Annotated in this window: 17 protein-coding genes; 9 read left to right on the top strand and 8 right to left on the bottom strand. The window is 63.0% G+C overall.

Annotated elements, in window-relative coordinates:
- Positions 1 to 164 precede the first annotated feature (164 nt).
- Together ACYJP6_RS20665 and ACYJP6_RS20660 are read left to right on the top strand one after the other, a co-directional pair.
- Positions 165 to 593, top strand: a complete 429-nt coding sequence (locus ACYJP6_RS20665) for an NUDIX hydrolase (RefSeq protein ID WP_459477399.1) — start codon at positions 165 to 167, stop codon at positions 591 to 593.
- 167 nt (positions 594 to 760) lie between these two features.
- Positions 761 to 2776, top strand: coding sequence for a peptidase U32 family protein (locus ACYJP6_RS20660; protein ID WP_459477397.1), 2016 nt, complete (start codon positions 761 to 763; stop codon positions 2774 to 2776).
- Positions 2777 to 2901: 125 nt separating this feature from the next.
- On the opposite strand, the gene ACYJP6_RS20655 is transcribed toward ACYJP6_RS20660, so the two are convergent.
- The 4 genes from ACYJP6_RS20655 to ACYJP6_RS20640 all read right to left on the bottom strand — a co-directional run bounded on the left by ACYJP6_RS20655 (position 2902) and on the right by ACYJP6_RS20640 (position 7308).
- Positions 2902 to 3663 carry an IclR family transcriptional regulator gene (locus ACYJP6_RS20655; RefSeq protein WP_459477395.1) on the bottom strand — a complete coding sequence of 254 codons (762 nt, stop codon included), beginning with the start codon at positions 3661 to 3663 and terminating at the stop codon, positions 2902 to 2904.
- An 89-nt stretch (positions 3664 to 3752) separates the two neighbouring features.
- Complete coding sequence (locus ACYJP6_RS20650; RefSeq protein ID WP_459477393.1) at positions 3753 to 5078, bottom strand: MFS transporter; 1326 nt, start codon at positions 5076 to 5078, stop codon at positions 3753 to 3755.
- 89 nt (positions 5079 to 5167) lie between these two features.
- Positions 5168 to 6370, bottom strand: coding sequence for a CaiB/BaiF CoA transferase family protein (locus ACYJP6_RS20645; RefSeq protein ID WP_459477391.1), 1203 nt, complete (start codon positions 6368 to 6370; stop codon positions 5168 to 5170).
- The gene (locus tag ACYJP6_RS20640) at positions 6367 to 7308 is read right to left on the bottom strand and encodes a hydroxymethylglutaryl-CoA lyase (RefSeq protein WP_459477389.1); all 942 of its coding nucleotides are present in this window, start codon (positions 7306 to 7308) and stop codon (positions 6367 to 6369) included. Before ACYJP6_RS20640 ends, ACYJP6_RS20645 begins: the two co-directional genes overlap by 4 nt.
- A 339-nt stretch (positions 7309 to 7647) precedes the next feature.
- On the opposite strand from ACYJP6_RS20640, the gene ACYJP6_RS20635 reads away from it, so the two are divergent.
- Together ACYJP6_RS20635 and ACYJP6_RS20630 are read left to right on the top strand one after the other, a co-directional pair.
- Complete coding sequence (locus ACYJP6_RS20635; protein ID WP_459477387.1) at positions 7648 to 8580, top strand: SMP-30/gluconolactonase/LRE family protein; 933 nt, start codon at positions 7648 to 7650, stop codon at positions 8578 to 8580.
- Between the two features lie 88 nt (positions 8581 to 8668).
- On the top strand, positions 8669 to 9955 hold the full coding sequence (locus tag ACYJP6_RS20630; protein WP_459477385.1) for a CitMHS family transporter: 1287 nt from the start codon (positions 8669 to 8671) through the stop codon (positions 9953 to 9955).
- A 185-nt stretch (positions 9956 to 10140) separates the two neighbouring features.
- Here ACYJP6_RS20630 and ACYJP6_RS20625 read toward each other — a convergent pair whose 3' ends face one another.
- Positions 10141 to 10845 carry a glutathione S-transferase family protein gene (locus tag ACYJP6_RS20625; RefSeq protein ID WP_459477383.1) on the bottom strand — a complete coding sequence of 235 codons (705 nt, stop codon included), beginning with the start codon at positions 10843 to 10845 and terminating at the stop codon, positions 10141 to 10143.
- A gap of 312 nt (positions 10846 to 11157) precedes the next feature.
- On the opposite strand from ACYJP6_RS20625, the gene ACYJP6_RS20620 reads away from it, so the two are divergent.
- Complete coding sequence (locus tag ACYJP6_RS20620) at positions 11158 to 11790, top strand: pyridoxamine 5'-phosphate oxidase family protein (RefSeq protein WP_459477381.1); 633 nt, start codon at positions 11158 to 11160, stop codon at positions 11788 to 11790.
- Positions 11791 to 11878: 88 nt separating this feature from the next.
- Complete coding sequence (locus tag ACYJP6_RS20615; RefSeq protein ID WP_459477379.1) at positions 11879 to 12442, top strand: DUF1993 domain-containing protein; 564 nt, start codon at positions 11879 to 11881, stop codon at positions 12440 to 12442.
- A gap of 123 nt (positions 12443 to 12565) precedes the next feature.
- Here ACYJP6_RS20615 and ACYJP6_RS20610 read toward each other — a convergent pair whose 3' ends face one another.
- On the bottom strand, positions 12566 to 13162 hold the full coding sequence (locus ACYJP6_RS20610; protein ID WP_459477377.1) for an NUDIX domain-containing protein: 597 nt from the start codon (positions 13160 to 13162) through the stop codon (positions 12566 to 12568).
- A gap of 106 nt (positions 13163 to 13268) precedes the next feature.
- Here ACYJP6_RS20610 and ACYJP6_RS20605 point away from each other — a divergent pair, with 106 nt between their 5' ends.
- Positions 13269 to 14021, top strand: a complete 753-nt coding sequence (locus ACYJP6_RS20605) for a DeoR/GlpR family DNA-binding transcription regulator (RefSeq protein WP_459477375.1) — start codon at positions 13269 to 13271, stop codon at positions 14019 to 14021.
- A gap of 146 nt (positions 14022 to 14167) precedes the next feature.
- Positions 14168 to 14917 (top strand): BPL-N domain-containing protein, encoded by a 750-nt coding sequence (locus ACYJP6_RS20600; protein ID WP_459477373.1) that lies wholly within the window; start codon positions 14168 to 14170, stop codon positions 14915 to 14917.
- A 24-nt stretch (positions 14918 to 14941) separates the two neighbouring features.
- Here ACYJP6_RS20600 and ACYJP6_RS20595 read toward each other — a convergent pair whose 3' ends face one another.
- On the bottom strand, positions 14942 to 15553 hold the full coding sequence (locus ACYJP6_RS20595; protein ID WP_459477371.1) for an NIPSNAP family protein: 612 nt from the start codon (positions 15551 to 15553) through the stop codon (positions 14942 to 14944).
- Positions 15554 to 15651: 98 nt separating this feature from the next.
- Positions 15652 to 17130 carry an MmgE/PrpD family protein gene (locus tag ACYJP6_RS20590; RefSeq protein WP_459477369.1) on the bottom strand — a complete coding sequence of 493 codons (1479 nt, stop codon included), beginning with the start codon at positions 17128 to 17130 and terminating at the stop codon, positions 15652 to 15654.
- A 110-nt stretch (positions 17131 to 17240) separates the two neighbouring features.
- Here ACYJP6_RS20590 and ACYJP6_RS20585 point away from each other — a divergent pair, with 110 nt between their 5' ends.
- A complete protein-coding gene (locus tag ACYJP6_RS20585; RefSeq protein WP_459477521.1) occupies positions 17241 to 18155 on the top strand; it encodes a LysR family transcriptional regulator in 915 nt (304 codons plus the stop codon).
- Positions 18156 to 18824: the final 669 nt, after the last annotated feature.

Here is an 18824-nt window from a genome sequence, read left to right as displayed (position 1 = left end):
CTCTGCCGCTCGGATCCGACATTGCTTCTGGACCTCACACCGCCCTCCCGGCTCACGCACAAGACCGCAGTCATGATCAACGCCTCGGACCATCAGGCCAAGGTTTGCCTTTTGAGGGTACTCCCTGCACGTTAGCTCGCTCAGTCCAAAACGATAGGCAGACAGTGACGCGGACTCTTCACATAGCCGCAGCGATTCTGTTGAACGAACGTCAGCAGATGCTGCTCGTGCGCAAGCGGGGCACCACGGCGTACATGCAACCCGGCGGCAAGGTGGACAGCGGCGAGCAACCCCTCGAAGCCCTGATACGGGAGCTGGAAGAAGAACTTGGCCTGGTCGTCGCGCCCGCCGATGCCACCTTCCTTGGCCAGTACCAAGCGCCGGCGGCCAATGAGCCTGGCTTCACCGTCGACTGCGCGCTCTATCAGGTAGCCTTACCAGCGACCGGCCAGGCCACTGCCGCCGCCGAGATCGAAGAAGCCCTTTGGGTCTCGGTGTTGGAGCCCAGCGACCTGGAGCTGGCCCCGCTCACTCGCGATCTGATCTTTCCCTTGCTAGCGCAGCGGATCTGCCCCAGTAGCGCCCCTCGCTAGGCAGACGACCGGCGACCTCCAACCGCTCGTCGGTCGACGCACCGGGGCGGCATTCGCCTGCGTCGACCCAAGATACTCAACCACCCAGCACCGCAAGGGTGCCCTCCTCCCCTGCGCCCGCTACAATGCGCGCCTTGCCGTGCCACGCCTGATCGAGAAGAATCGCTATGTCCCTGCCCAAGCATCATCTGGAATTGCTCAGCCCTGCCCGCGACGTGGGTATCGCGCGCGAAGCCATCCTGCACGGGGCCGACGCCGTCTACATCGGTGGGCCGAGCTTCGGGGCACGGCATAACGCCTGTAACGAGGTGAGCGAGATCGCCGGGTTGGTGGAATTCGCCCGGCGTTATCATGCGCGGGTGTTCACCACCATCAACACCATCCTGCATGACGATGAGCTGGAGCCCGCGCGTAAGCTGATCCACCAGCTGTACGATGCCGGTGTCGATGCGCTGATCGTGCAGGACCTGGGCGTACTGGAACTGGACATCCCGCCGATCGAGCTGCACGCCAGTACCCAGACCGACATCCGCACCCTGGGGCGGGCCAAGTTTCTCGACCAGGCCGGCTTTTCCCAGCTGGTGCTGGCCCGTGAGCTGAACCTCAAGGAAATCGCGGCCATCGCCGCCGAGACCGAGGCGGCCATCGAGTTCTTCATCCATGGCGCCCTGTGCGTGGCCTTCTCCGGCCAGTGCAACATCTCCCATGCCCAGACCGGCCGCAGCGCCAACCGCGGCGACTGCTCCCAGGCCTGTCGGCTGCCCTACACCCTCAAGGACGAAAAAGGCGGCGTGATCGCCTACGAGAAACACCTGTTGTCGATGAAGGACAACAACCAGAGCGCCAACCTGCGCGCCCTGGTCGAGGCGGGCGTGCGTTCCTTCAAGATCGAAGGACGCTACAAGGACGTGGGCTACGTGAAGAACATCACCGCCTACTACCGCCAGTTGCTCGACGACATCCTCGAAGACCGCAGCGACCTCGCCCGCGCCTCCAGCGGTCGCACCGCGCACTTCTTCGTGCCCGATCCGGACAAGACCTTCCACCGCGGCAGCACCGACTACTTCGTCACCGACCGCAAGATCGATATCGGCGCCTTCGATTCGCCGACCTTCACCGGTCTGCCGGTCGGCCAGGTGGAAAAGGTCAACAAGCGCGACTTCATTGCCGTCACCCAGGAGCCGCTGTCCAATGGCGATGGGCTCAACGTGCTGGTCAAACGCGAGGTGGTGGGCTTTCGCGCCAACGTCGCGGAGCTCAAAGCCGAGTTCGAAGAAGACGGCGCGAAGCGCTACCGCTATCGCGTCGAGCCCAATGAAATGCCCGAGGGGCTGTTCCGGCTGCGGCCGAATCACCCGCTCTCGCGCAACCTGGACCACAATTGGCAGCAGGCACTGCTCAAGACCAGCGCCGAGCGGCGCATCGGCGTGCGCTGGCAGGCCGAGTTGCGTGAGGAACGCCTGACGCTGACCGCCACCAGCGAGGAAGGCGTGAGCGTCACCGTCACTCTGGACGGCCCCTTCGGCGCAGCGAACAAGCCGGCACAGGCGCTGGACGGCCTCCGCGATCTCCTGACCCAGCTCGGCACCACCGAGTACCATGCCCTGGACGTGGCCCTGGATGCGCCCCAGGCCTTCTTCGTGCCCAATTCGCAACTCAAGGCGCTGCGTCGCGAGGCCATCGAACGGCTGACCGCCGCCCGCGTCGCCGTCCACCCGCGCGGCCGCCGCAAGGCCGAGACCAATCCGCCGCCGGTGTACCCCGAGTCGCACCTGTCGTTCCTCTACAACGTCTACAACCAAAAGGCCCGCGATTTCTACCATCGCCATGGGGTGCAACTGATCGACGCCGCCTACGAGGCCCACGAAGAGCCCGGTGAGGTGCCGGTGATGATTACCAAGCACTGCCTGCGCTTCTCCTTCAACCTCTGCCCCAAGCAGGCCAAGGGCGTCACCGGCGTGCGTACCAAGGTCGCGCCCATGCAGCTGGTCCACGGCGACGAGGTCCTGACCCTGAAGTTCGACTGCAAGCCCTGCGAGATGCACGTGGTGGGCAAGATGAAGGGCCATATCCTCGACCTGCCGCTGCCCGGCAGCCAGGCCGCCGCCAAGGCGCTGGCCAGCATCAGCCCGGAGGATCTGCTCAAGACCATCCGCAACAAGCCGACCGGGTATAGCCACTGAGGTAGGGGCAGCAACTGCGAACCTCTGAGCGGATACCCAGGCGCTAGACGGCCAGCCTTGATTTGAAGGCTGGCCCTGCCAACGCTCCCGGAACCCTAGGGCGCCTGGTGCAGGCGGATACGGACTCAGCTATTCGCCGCGGCGCTTTCCAGGCCCTGACTGTCGCCCCCCAGGGCAGCAGTGGCACGGGCGGCAGCCTGCAGGAGCAGCTTGCTCGCGCTGGCGACCTGGGATTCACCGAGACGATCGGCTGGACCCGACAGGGTCAAGGCGCCCTGCAGCAGCTGTCCTGGACCGAAAACGGGAGCCGATACGGAGGCGATTTCCGGATCGCGCTCACCTGCCGAAGATGCCCAGTAGCGAGCGGCGACGTCCGGTAGACGGCTATCTGCCATACGGCCGAAGACCCGGAGCACCTTGCCGGAAGCGCCTACCGCCAGGGGGAAGCGATCGCCCTCATGGACGGATACCTTGATGGTACGCCGGGGCTCGACGCGGAACAGTACCACCCTGGTGTCACCCTCCTCCACGTAGAAAGACGAGGTCTCTCCCGTTTCGTCCGAGAGCTCCTGCAACAAGGGATAGAGAACGTCCCGCAGCCGAAAGGACGTCTGGTAGATGGTGGCCAGGCGGGAAGGCTCGTGGCCGATGGTGAACTGGCCATCGGCCAGGCGGCGGATGAATCCCGCTTTTTCGATGGAGCTGATCAGCCGCAGGATGGTGCTCTTGTACAGCCCAGTGCGCCGGGCGATCTCGGCCAGGGTCAGCACGCTATGGTCGGCGTCGAAGGCCCGGAGTATCGCAAAGGCGCGATCGACGGCGGCGACGCCGTCGGTGCTGCTACGGGTATTGGGCGAATCGAGGCGTGTGGGATCGGCTGAGGTCATGGCGTCCATCTGAGGCTATCGGCGCGAAGCCAGGCTCCGCGTTCGCGCCAGTGTAGCCGTTGACAGGACGCACCAGCCAGAACGATGTTCTAACCCCGCTGCTCCTTGAGGAAGAAGCGCAGCGACCCACTTAGCAGAGCAGCGGCGAAGAGAATACAGCCCATGACCATCAGGCCTGCGGTGAAGGACTGGGTCTGTTCCTTCAGGTAGCCCATGAGCGAGGGCCCCACGAAACCGCCAAAGGCGCCGATCGAGTTGATCAGGGCGATGCCGCCTGCGGCCGCCTGTCCCTTGAGGAACTTGGCGGGCAAGGTATAGAAGATGGTCTTGGCCGAGATGGTGCCGACCATCGCCAGGGTGATGCCGATGAGCGCCGGGACGAGGGCGCTCATGTTCAACGCGAAGATCAACGCCAGGCCGCCCAACACCAGTGCCAGGACCAGGTTCAGGATGCCCTTGCCGGTACGATCGACGTGCTTGGCCCAGATCAGCAGCCCCAGCGTCGAGAAGAAGTACGGGATGGCGGCGATCCAGCCGATCATTCCGAATTCGACACCTTGGGCCTTGAGCATCTGCGGCAGCCAGATACCGATGCCATAGGTACCCAGGGTAAAGCTGAAGGTGATCAGGCTGAGGATCCAGACCCGGGGATCTTTCAGCGCATCGCGAAAGCCGTGGCTCTCCTGGGTACCGACACGCTCCTGCGCGATCATCTCCCTGATGGCCAGACGCTCCTCCCCGGAAAGCCACTTGGCTTCCTCAGGTCGATTGGCGAGCACGCGTAGGGTCACCAGTCCCAGGATGCAGGCTGGCATGCCTTCGATGAGGAACATCCACTGCCACCCCTCCAGGCCCCAGATGCCGTGCATTTGCAGCAACCAGATGGATAGCGGACCACCCACGAGGAAGGAAAGGGGCGTGGCCACCGTGAACCAGGCGAGGACCCGGGTGCGATAGCGGGCGGGAAACCACAGGGTAAGGAAGAAGATCACCCCGGGAAAGAAGCCTGCCTCGGCGATGCCCAGCAGCAAGCGCACTGCATAGAAGCTGTAGGGGCCGATCACGAAGGCGGTGGCCGCAGCGGCTATCCCCCAGGTGATCATGATCCGCGCCATCCAGAGCCGGGCGCCGAAGCGATACATCGCCAGATTGCTGGGTACCTCGCACAGGCAGTAGCCTACGAACATGATCCCGGCACCCAAGCCGAACTGTGCGGCGGTCAGACCCAGCGAGCCGGTCATCTGCAGCGCGGCGTAACCGACGCTGGTGCGATCCAGATAGTTGAAGAAATAGGCGAGCGCGAGCAGCGGGACAAGCCGCCAGGCTGCCTTGCGCAGGGCCCGCTGTTGCAATTCAGAAGACGTTTCTTTCGGGATAGCTGGAGCCAGTTGGGCCGGAGCGGTAGTGTTCGCCATGACGACGCCTCCTTGTTGTTTTTATGTGGGTCTGCGACGAGTTCGGCGAGACAGCGTCGATGGATCCCGATGCTCGCCAGCGGCCTCGTTCAGCTGCTACGGATGGTGCCGTTCCCGGCCAGCTCCTCGATATCGGCGGAGGTATAGCCCAGCTCCTCCAGCAGGCTGCGAGAATGGCTGCCGAGCGCAGGGACGTCCAGGCGGGTACCGAAGCGTTCCCCGTTCATTTCGATAGGGAGCATGGGCACCTTCACGGCCTCGCCCGAGGGCAGCGACACCTCGGCCATGCCTCCGGAGGCCAGCAGATGAGGGTCTTCGACCAGATCCTGTGGGCGCTGGATCGGCGAGAATGGCAGACCGGCCTGTTCGCACAACGCCATCACCGTCTGCTGATCCAGGCGGGCGATCCGCTCGCGGATCACGGGTAACAACAGCTCGCGTGCCTGGACGCGCTGATTGTTACGCGCGAACGCCGGATCTTGCGCCCACTCGGGGAAATCGAAGGCCGTACAGAAGGCCAGCCATTGGCTGTCGCTCACCACCCCGAGGAACACCTGTTCATCCGCTTCACGGGTATCGAAGACGTCGTAGACCGCCCAGGCAGAGATCCGATTGGGCATCGGCGCCGCAGCCCGGCCGGTTACCGCGTGTTGCATCATGTGCTGCGCGACCAGGAACGCCGAGTTCTCGAAAAGCCCGGTCTGGACGAATTGGCCTCGACCCGTGGAGCCTCGCTGCAGCAACGCGGCCAGGATGGAGATGGCACTGAACATCCCCCCCATTACATCGTTGACGGAGGCACCGGCGCGTAGTGGCCGCCCGACTGGGCCGGTCATATAGGCCAGGCCGGTCATCATCTGCACCACCTCGTCGAGTGCCGTACGATTCTCATAGGGACCGGGTAGGAAACCCTTCATGGAGCTGTAGATGATGTCCGGCTTGATCGCCTTTATCTGCTCGTAGCCGAGTCCCAGCTTGTCCATGGCGCCGGCACGGAAGTTCTCGGTCACGACGTCAGCCGTGGCGATGAGCCTCTTTACCGCTGCGAGCCCTTCCGGCGATTTCATATCGACCGCGAAGCTCTTCTTGTTGCGGTTGTAGGTCATCCAGTAGCCCGCGCCCGATCCCATCAATCGCCGGGTGTTATCGCCCTCGGGCACAGGCTCGACCTTGATGACCTCGGCCCCGAGGTCCGCCAGCACCAGACCACAGGTGGGGCCCATTACCATATGGACGAACTCGATGACGCGGATGCCGGCTAGTGGCAGCTTGTCTTCCGCCGTGACGTTCATACCGCCTCCCGTGCATAGGTGAAGTTCTTGCCGACTCCGGCATCGGGGATGAAACCGTAGAGAGTTTCACCAGGCAGGCCCTGCTGGAGCCATTCCCGGGCCACTACCAGGCGTTCTAGGTCCACGCCCGTGCGTAGCCCCATCGCTTCGAGCAGGTACACCAGGTCTTCGGTCACGATGTTGCCCGAGGCGCCCGGCGCGTAGGGGCAGCCGCCGAGGCCACCCTGGGAACCATCGAAGGTGGTCACGCCCGCCTCCAAGGCGGCCACGACATTGGCCAGCCCCTGACCGCGGGTGTTGTGAAAATGCGCGCTGCCAGCCCGTTGACCGATCTCCGCCTTGAGCCGCGTGAATAGCCGACGCACCTGAACCGGTGTCGCGTAGCCCACGGTATCCGACAGGCCGACCTCATCGACGCCGAGCTCGGCCATCCGCTGGGCCATGCGCAGGCATTCGTCGTCGGTCACCACGCCCTGGAGGGTGCAGCCGAAGGCGGTGGACAGGCCGGCTTCGATGTCGATGGCCGGATAACGCTCGTTGCGTAACGCGACCACGGCACGCACCTCCTCGGCTACCTGAGCATGAGTCTTGCGGATGTTCGACAGCGAGTGCGGCTCACTCACGGAAATCGGCAGCGTGACCTTGTGGACGCCGGCTTCGAAGGCGGCTTGCGCGCCTTTGAGATTCGGCACCAACGCCGTGACATGCAGCCCCGGCAGCGTCAGGGCATGGGCCACGACTTCGGCGCAATCCGCCATCTGCGGCAGGAGCTTCGGAGAGACGAAAGAGCCTACTTCGATCTCGCGCAGGCCGGAGGCGGCCAGGGCGCTTATCCAGGCACATTTGAGCGCGGTCGGCATGGTCGCCTTCACGCTCTGCAGGCCGTCACGCGGCCCTACCTCGCTTACGAGGACATCGATGTCTGGCTGATTGCTCATGGTGATTCTCTCTGCGGATGGAGAGCCCTTTGGAACGCTCACGCCAACAGGGCGTACCAGGATCAGCGTAACCGTTCTGTCAGGCAGAATTATGTTCTGTTTTTAGTATTCGCCGCTGAAGTTCGATCTGTCAATCCGCATTGGTCGCGGAACTGGACCAGCCTTTTCGCCCAATTTGGGAGGGCTTGACAGTCGAAAGGATTGCGGCAAGATTGTTCTGCCAGAGAAAATATCATTCTGCTGGATAGAACAACGATAACAAAAGAGCGTATCGGCCTGATCGAGGCCTTGCCCTGGCCGCTGGCTAGGCCTCACGCACCGCCGACGTGGAGAATCGCCATGAGTCTGTTCGCCCCACCTCAGGAACGCCCAACCCACCTCTTCACTCGGCTGCCCGAAGAATTCTGGCGTGAGGGTGATTCCGACTGGGTCCGGGCCAATAAGCCGGGTCAGCGGGTGAAGAGCTTTCTGGAGGGGCCTTCGTTCGATCGCGACGGCAACCTCTATGTGACCGACATTCCCTATGGGCGGATCTTCCGGATCTCGCCCCAGGGTGAGTGGACGCTGATCGTCGAGTACGACGGTTGGCCGAATGGGCTGAAGGTCCACCGCGATGGCCGCCTGTTCGTGGCGGATTACCGTAAGGGAATCCTGATCATCGATCCGGTGAGCGGGCGAATCGAATCCTTCCTCACCCACCGGCGTAGCGAAAGCTTCAAGGGTGTCAATGACCTCTGCTTCGATGCCGAGGGCCGCCTCTACTTCACCGATCAAGGGCAGACCGGCATGCACGATCAGACTGGCCGGGTGTTTCGCCACGACCCCAGCAGCGGACGTCTGGATTGCCTGCTGGATAACGGGCCCAGCCCCAACGGCCTAGTACTGGATCTGGAGGAAAAAGCTCTGTTGGTGGCCATGACCCGTGGCAATGCCATCTGGCGCCTGCCGCTGCCGCCGGACGGCCCGACCTCGAAGGTAGGCATCTTCGCCGCCATGGCTGGTGGTGTCAGCGGTGCGGATGGTCTGGCACTGGATGCCGCGGGCGGCGTCTACGCCTGCGATGCCGGCCATGGCTGCGTCTGGAGCTTCGATCGCTTCGGCGTACCGCAGTACCGGTACCTGAGCTGTACCGAAGGTCGCACCCTGACGAATCTGGCCTTTGGTGGGCCTGACAACCGGGACCTCTACATCACGGACTCATCGACCGGCAGCCTACTCAGGGCTGCGACAGAGCAACCGGGCAAGGCCCTGTTCTCCGATCTTCCGCGCTAAGGGATTACGCACCCTCTCCCACCGTTCCGACCGCACGCAGATCGCTGCGTGTCACCCCGCCTATAAGAATCGACAAGAAGAGGGATACATGCTGACCATTCTCAGCTACACGATGATTGCTTGCTTCATGTACCTGATCATGAGCAAGCGCCTCTCGCCACTGGTCGCGCTCATCCTGGTACCCATCGCCTTCGCCTGCCTCGGTGGTTTCGCAAGCGGCCTTGGCCCCATGATGCTCAACGGTGTGAAGATGCTGGCGCCCACCGGCATCATGCTCACCTTCGCCATCCTGTATTTCTGCATGATGACCGAGGCGGGATTGTTCAATCCGCTCATCAAGCTGATCCTGAAGATCGTCAAGGGCGATCCCCAACGCATCGTGCTCGGTACGGCGGTGCTGGGTACCTGCGTCGGTCTCGATGGCGACGGCGCCACCACCTACATCATCACCACCGCCGCCTTGCTCCCGCTGTATCGTCGCACCGGTATCAGCCTGCAGGTGATGGCGACGGTTCTGCTGCTCACCATCGGCGTGATGAACATCTTGCCGTGGGCCGGCCCCTTCTCCCGGGCGGCAAGCGCCATGCACGTCGACATCACGGACCTCTTCATCGAGATGCTCCCCATCATGGTGGCCGGGCTTGCTTGGGTATGGTTTGCCGCCTTTTCGCTGGGCCGAGCCGAGCGCCGTCGGCTAGGTATCGTCACGCTCAAGGACGGTGAAGGTCTGGAAGGCTTTACCGAGCAGCGCCTGGGCGATTGGCGTTTCCTGTTCAATGCCGTGCTGACCATCGCGCTGATCATCCTGATGATGCTCAACCTGATGCCCCTGCCGATCCTGTTCATGGTCGCCTTCGCCCTGGGACTGGTGGTCAATTTTCCCAGCATGAAGGCTCAAAAAGAGGTCATCAGTACCCATGCGGCCAATGTCATGGCTGTGACACTGCTGATCTTCGCCGCGGGGATCTTCGTTGGCATCATGTCGGGTACCGGCATGATCCAGGCCATTTCCGACAGTTTGGTCGCGGTGATACCCGAAGCGGCAGGTCGCTACATGTCGACGTTCACCGCCTTCATCAGCATGCCCTTCACCTATGTGCTGACCAACGACGCCTTCTACTTCGGGATCCTGCCCATCCTGGCGGAAACAGCCAATCACTATGGCCTGACTCATCAAGAAATGGCGATAGCATCGCTCGTCGGCCAGCCGGTGCACCTGCTCAGTCCCCTGGTGGCCTCGACCTACCTGCTATGTGGGCTCCTCAACATCGACTACGGTGACAACCAGCGGGCCACCCTCGGTTGGAGCGTGGGTACCTGCCTGGTCATGTTCGTCGCGGCGGTCGCGTTGGGGAAGATCAGCCTGATTTACTGAGCATGGCCGACCGGCGAAAGCGCGGCTGCTCGGGCCTCGCCACAGACTGCGTCCCAGAGGCTTGTCCTGCTGACCGAAGAACGACGGCGGGATCAATGGGGAGCCGATCGTCGGTAGTTGCCCCCTGGGCGCCCCATCAGTCGAGGGCTCTGCTCAACCTGCCCGGATGGGCTGGCGCACTGAGACTACCGCTCAGCCGCCGCTGGTGCCTGGCGCGCCACTCCGCCGTAGGCATTGAGCATCCGCTCGCACCAGACCGCGATGGGATCTTCCTTATCCACCAGCGGTTGCGTGCTGACCACCCGAGCCCATTGAAAGGCGCCGAAGACGATGTGATCGGCATAGGCCGGGGCTTCACCGGCGAGGTAGTCCTGCACTGCTAGGGTGCTGCGCAGCGGCTTCAGGACTTCGCGAAGTGCCTGCAGCGAGGTGTCGCGCTGCGCCGCCAGGTCAGCCAGGGATACGCCGAACGCCGCCTCTCGGGTCCGCTTGAAATAGTCCTTGTCGACGTCATCCAGCACGGCATGGACCTCGGGCAGGATCAACCGCGCCAGCGCCGGATGGACGCTGTCCACGACCCACTGATTGATAAAGCGCGTCATTGCCGTTAGCGACGCATCGCCCAGCAACGAGGGCCGCTCGGGGTATTGGCGATCCAGATACTCGGCAATGACCCAGCTGTCGCTCACCCACTGCTCGCCCGCCACCAGCACCGGCACCTTGCCCTGTCCGGAACGGGCGATGGCTTCCTTCTCGTGGAAACGCCAGGCGACGGTTTCGACCGGCAGCCCCTTGTGGGCGAGCGCCAGCCGAACGCGCCAGCAATAGGGGCTGAAGCGGCAGCTGTCATCGGCACCGGTCAATTCGTACAGGCGTAGCGGAGTGGTCATCGAGGTTTCTTCTCTTGATTAACAAACGAAGGATCTTGGGTAATTCCCAGCTGAGGCGCTTTCGCCTACCGGGTCTTCTAGGACAGCTACAAAGCGCTATAAGTATCACGTCGCCGGCGCATTGCTTCTCTGACGGACTATCCGCGCGGCGCGCAGATGGGGTTGGCACTTCGACGGATACAGAAGCGTGTTCTGAATCCTGACCAGCTTCTCCCCTATCGGCTACAGTTCAGCATGCCTCCTTACCCGTCGAGTACGACGAGCATTGGTATGCAGGAGAGGCGCGCAGACACGTCAAGCCAGGAGCCGCGCATGGCGCAGGACCATTCAAAGCAGGACTACATCACCACGACCCAGGCATTGGAAAGCCTCTATGGCCAGGTCGCCCCACCGTCGCTGCTGAAGGAGGTCGATCACCTCCACCCCGCCTACCAGCCGTTCATCGAGGCAGCGTCCTTCGTGATCCTGGCGTCTTCAGGATCCCGGGGACTGGATGCCTCTCCGCGTGGCGATGCGCCGGGATTCGTCCAGGTCCACGACGCCAAGACGCTCTATCTGCCGGACCGCCGTGGTAACAATCGCCTGGATACCCTACGCAACGTCCTCGAGGATCCCCAGGTAGCCCTGTTGTTCCTGATTCCCGGCATTGGCGAGACCCTGCGCGTCAATGGCACCGCCCGGATAACCGTCGATCCGGCGCTGTTGGCGCGCTTCGAGGTCAATGGCCAGCGCCCGCGCACGGTGCTGGAAGTCACCGTCACCAGCGTCTATTTCCAGTGCAGCCGCGCGGTGATCAGGGCCGGGCTCTGGGATGCCTCCAAGCACCTGGCGCGCAGTGCGCTACCCTCCCCCGGCGCGATCTTCAAGCAGCTCTGTCCGACGCAGGTGGATGGCGAGGCTTACGACCAGGCCTTGCCGCAACGCATCGCCAGCACACTCTACTAGAGCGCCACGGGGGCTAGCCCACCCGACAATCGCCAGCTCCAGCGGCCGAGCACAGCGCACACTCCTTCGACCCCATGCAGGACCTACCATGACCCTCACGGATATCCTCGTCCCTACCTACACGAACCTGCTGGGAGCCCTATCGGCCTGGCTCGCCAAGGCCGAGAGCCAGCGCCCCGAAGGCGCGGCCGAGGCGCTGCTGGTGGCAAGACTGGCGCCCGATATGTTTCCTCTCGCCACCCAGATCCGCTTTGCCTGTGTCCAGGCCCAGGAAGGGGTGTTCCGCCTGTATGGCCAGACCTTTCCCCCTGCCTTGACCACGCTGCTCAACGAGGGCCGCCACGCTGCCGAGCAGCCCGGCACCATCGCCCAGGCTCAGGCCAGGATCAGCGAAACGCTCGAAGTGGTACGAACCGTGACGGCCGCCGGGTCGCCGCTGGCCGAGTCGGCCCACCTTGCCCATGAATTACCGCAGGGCATGGTGTTCGATTTCTCGGTGGAGCAGTACGTGCGCGACTGGGCGCTGGCGCAATTCTATTTCCACGTAATGACCGCCTACGCCATCCTGCGTGCCGAGGGCATCGAGTTGGGCAAGGCCGATTACGTCGCCCATGTGCTGCCCTACCTGCGCCCGGGCACCGCGCCGGTCTGAGTGTTTCCAAGGCAGGTGTTACCACCTGACCTGGTTAAGACCAGCTGGACCAAGACAGCCTTTCCGGCAAGGCGGCATGCCCAATACGGTCGCGGTTCAATAAGAGTGACTGGCGCTCGGCTATCAGGCTGCGGCAGCGCGAGGCAACAACTTCAACGCCGCATACTGCAGCAGCATGATCGTCTTGCCGTCGCGAATCATCCCGGCGTCGATCATATCGAGCGCTTCCTCGAGCCTGACCTCGAGCACGGCGATGTCCTCTCCTTCCGCGACGTTGCCACCACCAGCGGACTTTCGATCTCCGGGTGTGTACTCGCCAACGAAGAAATGCAGCCGCTCCGTTACCGAACCAGGACTCATGAAGGCTTCGAATATCTGTCGCACCTCGCGCACCCGAAAGCCGGTTTCCTCCTCGACTTCGGCGCGAATGCGCACCTCGGGCGCCGCCGCATCCAGTAGTCCTGCAGGCGCCTCGATGAGCAGATCGTCATGACCATTCACGAAGGCTGGATAGCGTAGTTGGCGGGTAAGGACCACCGTGCGTCGTTCAGAATCGTAGAGGAGGATGGTGGCGCCGTTACCGCGATCATAGGTCTCCCGGGACTGCCGCTGCCACGTGCCGTCACTGCGCAAGAAGGAAAACGTGGTCTTCTTCAAAACGAACCAGTCATCGGACAGTAGCGTGACGTCTTCTACGCGGATGCGTGGAGCTAGGCTCATGATCAATCCTTGTTAATGAAGGGAGCTGTTTACCAGCCGGTTGGCTCACGCTAGAATTCGTGCGATTTCGTGCAACGTCAAGTAATTTCGTGCAAAGAGGATCGGCATGCTCACCCGTGAACGCAAGGCGCTCATTCAGCAGGTGCTGCGCCAGGAGGGACGGCTCGTCGCCAAGACGTTCAGCCAGCGCCTCGGCGTGTCCGAGGACACCATTCGCCGCGACCTCCGAGAGTTAGCCGCCGAAGGTTTACTGCAGCGCGTGCATGGCGGGGCGTTGCCCGCCTCTGCGGCGGTAGCGGATTACGCCGCGCGCGAGGAAGCTTTCGCGACCAGCAAGGTGACGCTCGGCCGTGTGGGAGCTCGGCTGATCCAGTCTGGACAAATCGTCTTTCTCGATGGCGGAACGACCAACGTCCAGCTCGCTCGACACCTGCCACAGGATCTCGAAGCCACGATCGTCACCCACAGCCCCAGCATCGTGATGGAGCTGGTGCGGCATCCACTGATAGAGGTCGAACTCATCGGTGGTCGACTGTTCAAGCATTCCATCGTCACCCTGGGAGCGACCTGTGCAGAGACCATTTCGAGAATAAGCGTCGATAGCTACTTCATGGGCGTAACCGGCCTACACCTTGATACGGGTGCGACCACCGGAAACGCCGAAGAAGCTGCGATAAAACGGATGATCAGCCGCCGAGCTGCAGACACTGTCGTCTTGGCTACCCGGGAGAAAATCGGCGCCGCCTCTCCCTACGGAATCATTCCGCTGTCCGACATAGGCACCCTGGTCACCGATGCCGATGCCAGCGACGAGGCGCTGCACCCGCTGCGTTCAATCGTCTCCGTGGTCCATGCCTAGTACCGGCTTATCTCGGCAGCCCGAAGCCGTGCGCACCTGGCTGGAAAGCTTGCCTGTCTCAGCCCCTGCCGTATGCCAGACAGCGGCAGCTTCATTGACGGCGCCCAGCTTGGAATGGACTGGCCGATTACCGAAGAGTCTTGCCTATGAAACGCTCAACTCGATTAGGGTATGCCCTGTTCGCCGCGCTTGGCCTGCTCGGCTCGGTGCGTCTCGCCAGTGCCGAATCGCTGCCTAGCGTGGCGGTGGCCGTCTATCGCGGGCCGGCCGGTTGTGATGACTGCTCCGAGACCGTGCGTACGGCGCTTGAACACCTGGACCCTCGCTACCGGGTGGACTTCATCGGCCCGCAGGAGAGCGTCGACATCACCCCCGCCACCCTGCGTCGCTATGCCCTCTATGTGCAGCCAGGCGGCGGCCAGGATATCCCCGCCGCGCTGGAGAGCCTCGGGGAGACACGGGTCGCCGCGCTGCGTGGCTATGTCGCCGCGGGCGGTCGCTACCTGGGACTCTGCATGGGCGCCTACCTGGCCGATGCCAACAACCTGGCGTTGATTCCCGAAGAGCTGGACTCCGAGGTGGGGCGCCCCGGTTTTCCCATCACCACCATCGACGACGCCGCGGTCGCCGTGCGCTGGGCGGGCCGCGAGGATAACGTCTTCTACCAGGACGGGCCCTATCTACCACCCAGCCACGCGCGCGGCTTCGCGACGCTTGCGACCTACGCCAATGGCGATATCGCCGCCGCACGCTACGCCTTCGGTCAGGGAGTGGTCGCCCTCAGCGGACCCCATCCCGAAGCCGACGCCAGCTGGTTCGACCAGGCGGAAATCCCACTGGAAAAGCGGCCCCGGAGGCCCCTGCTCCGCAACCTCGTCGACGCTACCCTGCGCTGAGACCGGTCACGCAGCGGCGCTCGGCTAACACAGGGGCGAATGCTTATCCGCCAGGGCGATCATGGAGTTCGCCCGGTCGATCTGCTCGGGAGCTCCCTTGGGTGGCCATAGGCCTGCCGCATAGTGCTTCGCCCGCAGGTCGAAGCGCTGCTGGATGGATTCGAATCCCCAGAGGTGCAGGATACGCGGAGGGCCATCGAGCGCGACCATGTTGATCACCAGGTGCTCGGTGTATTCCTGCGCCGGCGCCAGTGCCGCCCGCCAGGCGGCGAGCGTGGGCGGTAGCCCTCCCGGTTTCAGCCAGTAGGTACGAAACTCGTAGAGACCGCCATAGGCGCGCGGCTCGATGTCCGGCAGGAAATCGAAGGCCTGGTAACTTTCCTGCTGCACGGACCGCACGAGGCCGGCACCCATGAAGGGATCGGTGCTTTGGTGATGGCGCTGGCGCTCCGCCGCCAGCTCCTCATGGGAGGCGAAGCGGCGCAGGATCAGCACTGCACCCAGCTCACCGATTTCGGAATGCCAATGGCCAAGGATGCGCCCGGCCTGCGCGCCCGTCATCCAGGTCAGGGCGTTGGCGGAGATGGTCGCCCGCTTCAGTAGCGGGCCGGAAAGCGTGGTGAGCTCATAGAGCATGATTAGGCTCTCCTGGTAAGGGTCTGGCAGTGGGTCAAGGAAGGACTTTCGTCGCACCTGAGCAGCGCGAGATCCCTGCTCAGGTGCCACGAGAGGTACTACGCCGGACTATGCCGGGCCGCCTGCGCGATCACGCTGGCGTCCGGCAACTGTTCGACCTTCCAGCAGGTGTCGATGAGCGCCCGCGTCTGCTGGGCGGACAGGATGCCCTCGGCCAGGTCGCTGAACTTCGCCTCGAGCTGCGCATCGGTCATGGGTACTTCCACGCTGCCAATCGCGTGCTGGATGTACTTGTGTAGCTCACGGCCGTCAGTGAGCACGATCGTCATGTCCACCTGCTGGGGCTTGATCGCCGGATCGACGGTGGCCACCACCTTGGCTCTCAGGGCAACCACCGCAGGATCCCGGACCGCCTGATCGCTGTACTGACGCTCACCCGCAGCACCCTGGAGCAAGGCGATGGCGACGGAGTGGTAGATACTGAACTTGCCTTCCAGACCCGTCTTTGGCGTCTTCTTGCCGGTGAGCTCCAGCACGAGCGGATGAACCCGCAGCCGTACTTCGGCAATCTGGTCCGGCTTCAGCTGGTACTCGTTGCGCAGCTGGATCGCCGCATCGAGCGCCGGATGGATGACGATCCCGCAGGCGAACGGCTTATAGGTGTTCAGCGCCGCTTCATAGCGGGTACCCAGCCCCTCGGTGATCTCGGCGAAGTCCTGCTTGGTGCTGATGGTATGGGCCCACCCGCGTTTCGCCTCGATCATGCCGTCCGAACTGGTGAAATCCTGGGCGGCCAGCAGCGCGGCAAAGAGCCCGTTGCTGGCCGCCCTGCCGGGATTGAAGCTTTTGTTCATGGAGCCGAAGGATTCCCGTAGGCCGACCGGCTGCGACGCAGCCAGGCCCAGCGCCCAGACCATCTGCTGCTCATTCAGCCCGAGCAACTTGCCGGTCGCGGCGGCTGCGCCGAACACGCCCGCCGTGCCCGTGATATGCCAACCCACATCGTAATGGTTGGGGTACACGGCATTGCCGATGCGGCATTCGGTTTCCACCCCCAGCACCAGGGCGTTGAGAAAGTCCTGCCCCGTTACCGGCCGATACTCCGCGAGCGCCAGGATCGCCGATACCACGGGTCCTGCAGGATGGATGATGGTTTTCAGGTGGGTGTCGTCGTAGTCGAAAATATGGCTGGCCACCCCGTTCAGAAAGGCGGCATTCATGATATCGAGTCGCTCGGATCGCCCCAACAGACTCGCCTGCTCGGGACCCGCGAAGGGTTTCAGGGCGCGCAAGGCACGCTCGACCGTTTCGTGCCGAGAGCCGCCGACGGCGACACCCACCCAGTTGAGCAAGGTGCGGACACCTTCCTTGCGCACGCTCGGCGGCAGGTCCGCATACCGCGCCCTGACCAGGTAGGCGGCCAATAAGCGCGTGGTGTCTTTTCCGTCGGCGGGGGCCACCCCACCCGGTACTTCCTTGGTGGCAGAATCGGCAGCCACGGCAAAACGCGGCGCGGCGGCCGCGGCCGAAGCAACGGCACTGATCTTGAGCAAACTGCGGCGGTTCAGGGGAATCATGCGAGGCTCCAATTAGCGTTCTTGGCAGGAGAAAGGCGCGCAGGGTCAGCATGGAGCACAATGCATCCCAACTTAACTGCATTTATCCGATGGGCCCATGCATGAAGAACATGAATGTGGAAATGGGTGATCTGCGTGCCTTCGTCGCGGTGGCAGATCTTGGCAGCTTCGCCGCAGCCGCTCGGGAGTTGCATCTGTCTCAGCCCGCGCTGTCGCGGCGCATCATCAAGCTGGAGACGAGCCTGGGCGTCCGCCTCCTCAATCGGACGACCAGGCGCATAGAACTCAGTGCGCCCGGTCGTGCCTTTCTGGGGCGGGCACGCCAGGTGCTGAACGACTTCGACGAGTCCCTGCTGGAGGTGACCGACGCCGCGAATCGATTGACGGGAGAGGTCACCATCGCCTGCGTACCCACCGTGATCAATCAGCTCATGCCCCAGGTACTCGAGGAGTACCAGCGCCGTTACCCGGGCATTCTGGTGCGCCTGCTGGACGAAGGTGCCAGCGACGTGCTGACCCGGGTCACCCGAGGCGAGGCGGACTTCGGGATCAACTACCTGGGTGCGCAGGAAGGGAATCTGGTCTTCGAGCCCCTGCATGAAGACGACTTCGTACTGGTCTGCCCCACCCGTCACCCGCTCGCTTCGCGTGCCTCGGTGCGCTGGGCTGAACTGGGCGGCCATCGCTACATCGCGGTCAACAAGGCCAGCGGTAATCGCATGCTGCTGGACCTGGCGTTGGCCAGGATTCCCGATCTGCCCAGACCGGTGCTGGAAGCTCGGCACGTGCGAACGGTCATCGACCTGGTCGCAGCCGGCCTGGGCGTGGCCACGGTGCCGCGCCTGGCTATTCCGGTCGGTGCGCTCGATACCTACCTGGCGGCCGTTCCCCTGGCGGAGCCCGCCATCACGCGCACGCTTGGCCTGGTGACCCGTCACGGCCAACTACTCAGCCCCGCGGCGCAGCGGCTGTTCGATCTGCTGAAGCAACACGGCTTGGAAAACGGAAGGCGCTCTGCCGGCTGATACCGCGTGCCGCTGGCTCACCAAATTACAGCGAGAGTGACGGGTGCTGCTTCAAAAACTCGGCCTTACCCACACTGCGACATTTAACGCCATTTCAACCATCAAGCGGAACATCTTACTCACCCTGATAGCGAGAGCTTGGCAAGTTATAACTGCAGCCAAGAGCACGAACTTCTGTGAAGTCTGCCATGACCACGCCAAGGCGCTCTGGCATCGCGACGCTCATGCCGAGCAGCAAGGTCTTCCTACTTCTCCTGGACGCAACGGCAGGCATAAGTAACTCCCATACCACTGCATCAATACCATGAATAAGGGACAACTTGGGGCATTCTCAGTAATTAGCGAGAAAAATGAGCCAGCGAATTCCACCTCGAATACCGCCTAAGCCAATAGCGCTGTGCTTATTTTGCCAAAACGGCAAATAAGCCACTCCAACTCCAGCCCACTGCGACCTAGGGGCAGCCCTGGGCATTGCCGGCGCATCCCAAGTGCCTGCACCCTTCCTATCATCGCAAAAACATTTATTGAAATAACGCAAAGCAACTTCGATAACCATCTGCCATTCATCCTTATGGCGTAAGGCCACTATCAACTAAGCAGAGTCCAATCCGAAAGACTGAGCATTGACGTCACTATTCCGTCGTCGGTCTTGGTGGGTGTTTGTCACCT

Source organism: Pseudomonas sp. No.117 (assembly GCF_054558395.1).
This window is presented reverse-complemented; position numbering and strand designations above follow the sequence as displayed.